1 protein-coding gene is annotated in these 502 nt (G+C 66.1%); it reads right to left on the bottom strand.

Translation table 11 applies throughout. The features are described 5' to 3' along the window. Window positions 1-502 (bottom strand): Ig-like domain-containing protein (locus ACMGEE_RS21710; RefSeq protein WP_436830634.1); only part of this gene is annotated, 502 nt, incomplete at both ends.

The following is a 502-nucleotide window of genomic DNA, read 5'->3' as shown; positions in this document are numbered from 1 at the left end:
AATCAATGGAGTCTGAAGGGCCGCTGCCGTTGCCCGCCTCGTCGATTATTTCGAAGGAGATATCGTGGTCGCCCTCCGCCAGCGGCTCCTCTGGCGTAAACGACCAGCTGCCGTCCTCCGCCACGGTCGCTTCGCCGATGGCCGTTTCACCGTCGCTGACGACGATGGTCGCGCCCGGCTCCGCGCCGTCGCCGCTGAAGGTCGGCGTGGTGGCGCTGGTGGCGCCAGACGGATCGATGGCGTTGCCGTCGGGATCGGTGATAACAACGGCTGAGGCGTCCGGCACATCCGGCGCGGTGGTATCAACGGTGTAGCCGACAGAGTCAGAAGGGCCGCTGCCGTTGCCCGCCTCGTCGATTATTTCGAAGGAGATATCGTGATCGCCCTCCGCCAGCGGCTCGTCCGGCGTGTACGACCAGCTGCCGTCTTCGTTTACCGTGGTTTCGCCGAGCGCCACATCACCGTCGCTGACCACCACGGTCGCACCCGGCTCCGCGCCGTC

Origin of the sequence: Erwinia artemisiae (assembly GCF_051400835.1) — a bacterium.
Lineage (GTDB): Bacteria > Pseudomonadota > Gammaproteobacteria > Enterobacterales > Enterobacteriaceae > Erwinia > Erwinia aeris.
This window is presented reverse-complemented; position numbering and strand designations above follow the sequence as displayed.